The 3,368-nt window shown below is 75.4% G+C and carries 3 protein-coding genes; all 3 read left to right on the forward strand.

What is annotated here, in order from left to right:
* A partial coding sequence (locus tag IDM29_RS15740) for an ABC transporter ATP-binding protein (RefSeq protein WP_255500342.1) occupies window positions 1-706 on the forward strand: 706 nt, incomplete at its 5' end.
* On the forward strand, window positions 703-2,127 hold the full coding sequence (locus IDM29_RS15745; protein WP_255491662.1) for an FtsX-like permease family protein: 1,425 nt from the start codon (window positions 703-705) through the stop codon (window positions 2,125-2,127). The genes IDM29_RS15740 and IDM29_RS15745, both read left to right, overlap by 4 nt.
* Window positions 2,128-2,180: 53 nt before the next feature.
* Window positions 2,181-3,368, forward strand: a 1,188-nt coding sequence (locus IDM29_RS15750; RefSeq protein ID WP_188037763.1) for a DNA polymerase III subunit gamma and tau, incomplete at its 3' end; no start/stop codon positions are given.

Raw genomic sequence — 3,368 nt, forward strand, 5'->3', positions numbered from 1 at the left:
CGCGGCCCCGAGCGCCGCGACCGCGCGCGTCCCGGCGCCGCCCGCCGCCCGCCTCAGCGCACGCGGCCTCGTCAAGACCTTCGGCAGCACGACGGCGCTGGCGGGCGTCGACGTCGACCTCGCGGCGGGCGAGTCGCTGGCGGTGATGGGCCCGTCGGGCTCGGGCAAGTCGACGCTCCTGCACTGCCTCGCGGGCATCCTGCCGCCCGACTCCGGCACCGTGACGCTCGAGGGCCGGGACGTCAGCGGCCTGAGCGACACGAAGCGGACGATCCTGCGCCGCGCGCACTACGGCTTCGTGTTCCAGTTCGGCCAGCTCCTGGGCGAGCTCTCGGCGGAGGAGAACGTCGCCCTGCCGCCCATGCTCCTCGGCACGCCGCGCGCGGAGGCGGTCACCCTGGCGCGGCAGTGGCTGGCCTCGCTCGGCCTCGCCGGCATGGAGACGCGCCGCCCGGGCGAGCTCTCGGGCGGCCAGGCGCAGCGCGTCGCCGTCGCGCGGGCGCTGATCACCGGGCCCGACGTCGTCTTCGCGGACGAGCCGACCGGCGCCCTCGACCAGGCGACCGGCGCCGACGTCATGCGCGTCCTGGTCGAGACCACCCGTGCCGCGGGCGCGTCGCTCGTCGTGGTGACGCACGACGAGAACGTCGCGTCCTGGTGCTCGCGCCGCATCGTGGTGCGCGACGGCCGCGTGGTGGCGGCATGAGGACCGTCCTGATGCTCGCGAGCGGCCCGCTGCGCAGCGGATCGGTCGCGCACCTGATCCCCGGGGTGCGCGGCACATCGCGGCCCGGCCCGGTGTCCGGCGGCGCAGGGGGCCGCCTGACGCCGGGGGTGCTCGCGGTGGTCGCGTTCGCCGTCTCGACCGCGTTCGCGGTCAGCGTCGTGGGAGGGCTCCGCGGCTTCATCCGGCGCGACGCCGACCCGGCGTCGGAGTACATGACGCACTACGGCGAGGCCTACGTGATCCTCGCGTGGGTCGCGGTCGTCCTCCTCGTGGTCCCGCTGGTCTCGCTCGGCGCGGGTGCGGCCCGGCTCGGGGTCGCCCGCCGCGACGCGCGGCTCGCGACGCTCCGGCTGCTCGGGGTCACCGGCGGCCAGGTCGTCGGCCTCACCGCGCTGGAGACCGCCAAGCAGGGGCTCGTCGGTGCGGTCCTCGGCCTGCTCGGCTACGGGGCGCTCCTGCCGGTGTGGACGAGCATCCCCTTCATGGGCGACCCGTTCTCGGTCGGCGAGCTGTGGGTCGGCCTGCCGGTCGTGGCGGCCACCCTCGTCGTCGTGCCGCTGGTCGCGGCCGTGAGCGCCGCGGTCTCGCTGCGCCGCGTGGTGGTCACGCCGCTCGGCGTCGCGCGCCGCACGACGCCGCCGGGCATGCGCTGGGTCCGCGCGCTCGCCGTCGTCGTCGCGGTGGTGGCCTTCACCGTGATGGTCAGGGTCGACCTCGGCCTGGATTTCGCGGTGCTCCTCGTCCTGCTCCTCGGGACGCTCGCGCTCGTCGTGCTCGCGCTGAACCTGCTGGGCCCCTGGGTCATCAGCGTCATGGCCCGCGCGATGGTCCGGCGTGCCAGGACGCCCGCACGCCTGCTCGCCGGGCGTCGGCTGCTCGACGACCCCAAGGCGGCGTGGCGCGTCGTGGCCGGCCTCGGGCTGGCCTCGTTCGTCGCGGGCGTGGTGTCGGTGCTGCCCGTGCTCACCGAGGTGTCCGGCGACACGAACCAGAACGACGTGGTCTTCGCGCAGGACGTGCTCACGGGCGGGATCCTCGCGCTCTCGATCGCGTTCGTGGTGGCCGCCGCGTCGGCCGGCATCATGCAGGCCGCGTCCGTCCTGGACCGCCGGCAGGAGTACGCCCTGCAGCACCTCGCGGGCGTGCCGCAGGAGCTGTTCGACGCGGTGCGGCGCCGGGTCGTCATCGCGCCGATGGTGCTGGTCGCGGGACTCTCCGCCGGTGTCTCGCTGGTCGTCCTGCTGCCCCTGTACGGCCTGGCGCTGGTCATGGCGCCGGCGGGCCTCGCGCTCCTCGCGGGATGCCTCCTGGGCGGCGGCCTGCTCGTGGTCGGTGCCACCGAGACGAGCCGTCCGCTGCTGCGCGCGGTGCTGCGCGAGACGGTGGTGCGGCCGGACTGAGCCGGGTGGGGACCGCGCGCCCGCTTGTCGGCCGCGCCGTCTACCCTCGTGGCGTGAGCACAGCCCTGTACCGCCGCTACCGGCCCGACACCTTCACCGAGGTGATCGGCCAGGAGCACGTCACGGAGCCGCTCATGCAGGCGCTGCGGGCGGACAAGGTCACCCACGCCTACCTGTTCTCGGGCCCCCGCGGCTGCGGCAAGACGACGTCGGCCCGCATCCTCGCGCGCTGCCTCAACTGCGCCCAGGGGCCGACGCCGCAGCCGTGTGGGACGTGCCCGTCCTGCGTCGAGCTCGGGCGCGGGGGGCCGGGGAGCCTCGACGTCGTCGAGATCGACGCGGCGAGCCACGGCGGCGTCGACGACGCGCGCGACCTGCGCGAGCGCGCGACCTTCGCCCCGACGCGCGACCGCTTCAAGATCTTCATCCTCGACGAGGCGCACATGGTGACCCCGCAGGGGTTCAACGCGCTGCTCAAGATCGTCGAGGAGCCGCCGCCGCACATCAAGTTCATCTTCGCCACGACGGAGCCCGACAAGGTCATCGGGACCATCCGCTCGCGCACGCACCACTACCCGTTCCGCCTCGTCGGCCCGTCGACGCTCCAGCCGTACCTCGAGCAGCTCTGCGCGACCGAGGGCGTGCCGGTCGGACCGGGCGTGCTGCCGCTGGTGGTGCGCGCGGGCGGGGGTTCGGTCCGCGACTCGCTGTCGGTCCTGGACCAGCTCGTCGCCGGCGCCGACGCCGACGGCATCGACTACGAGCGCGCCGTCGCGCTGCTCGGCTACACCCACGCGACGCTCCTGGACGACGTCGTCGACGCGATCGCCGCGCGGGACGGCGCGAGCGCCTTCCGCGTCGTGGAGCGCGTGATCTCCTCGGGGCACGAGCCCCGCCGCTTCGTCGAGGACCTCCTCGAGCGGCTGCGTGACCTCATCGTCATCGCGGCGTCGGGCGAGGCCGCGCAGGCCGTGCTCCGGGACCTGCCGGCCGACCAGCTCGAGCGGATGCGCGGCCAGGCCGCGGTGCTCGGAGCCTCTGAGCTGTCGCGCTCGGCGGACCTCGTCAACGCCGCGCTCACCGAGATGACGGGCGCGACGTCGCCCCGGCTGCACCTCGAGCTGCTCGTCGCGCGACTCCTCCTGCCCGCGGCCGACGACGGCTCCCTCGGCCTGGGCGCGCGGCTCGACCGCGTGGAGCGCGAGCTCGCGGGCGGCGCGCGGCCCGCCGCGGACCGGCCC

The sequence above is a fragment of the Actinotalea sp. JY-7885 genome (assembly GCF_014525465.1).
Lineage (GTDB): Bacteria > Actinomycetota > Actinomycetes > Actinomycetales > Cellulomonadaceae > Actinotalea.

Coding starts and splice junctions, on each gene's coding strand:
- IDM29_RS15745 (WP_255491662.1), top strand. CDS start 703: ATGAGGACCGTCCTGATGCTCGCGAGCGGCCCGCTGCGCAGCGGATCG.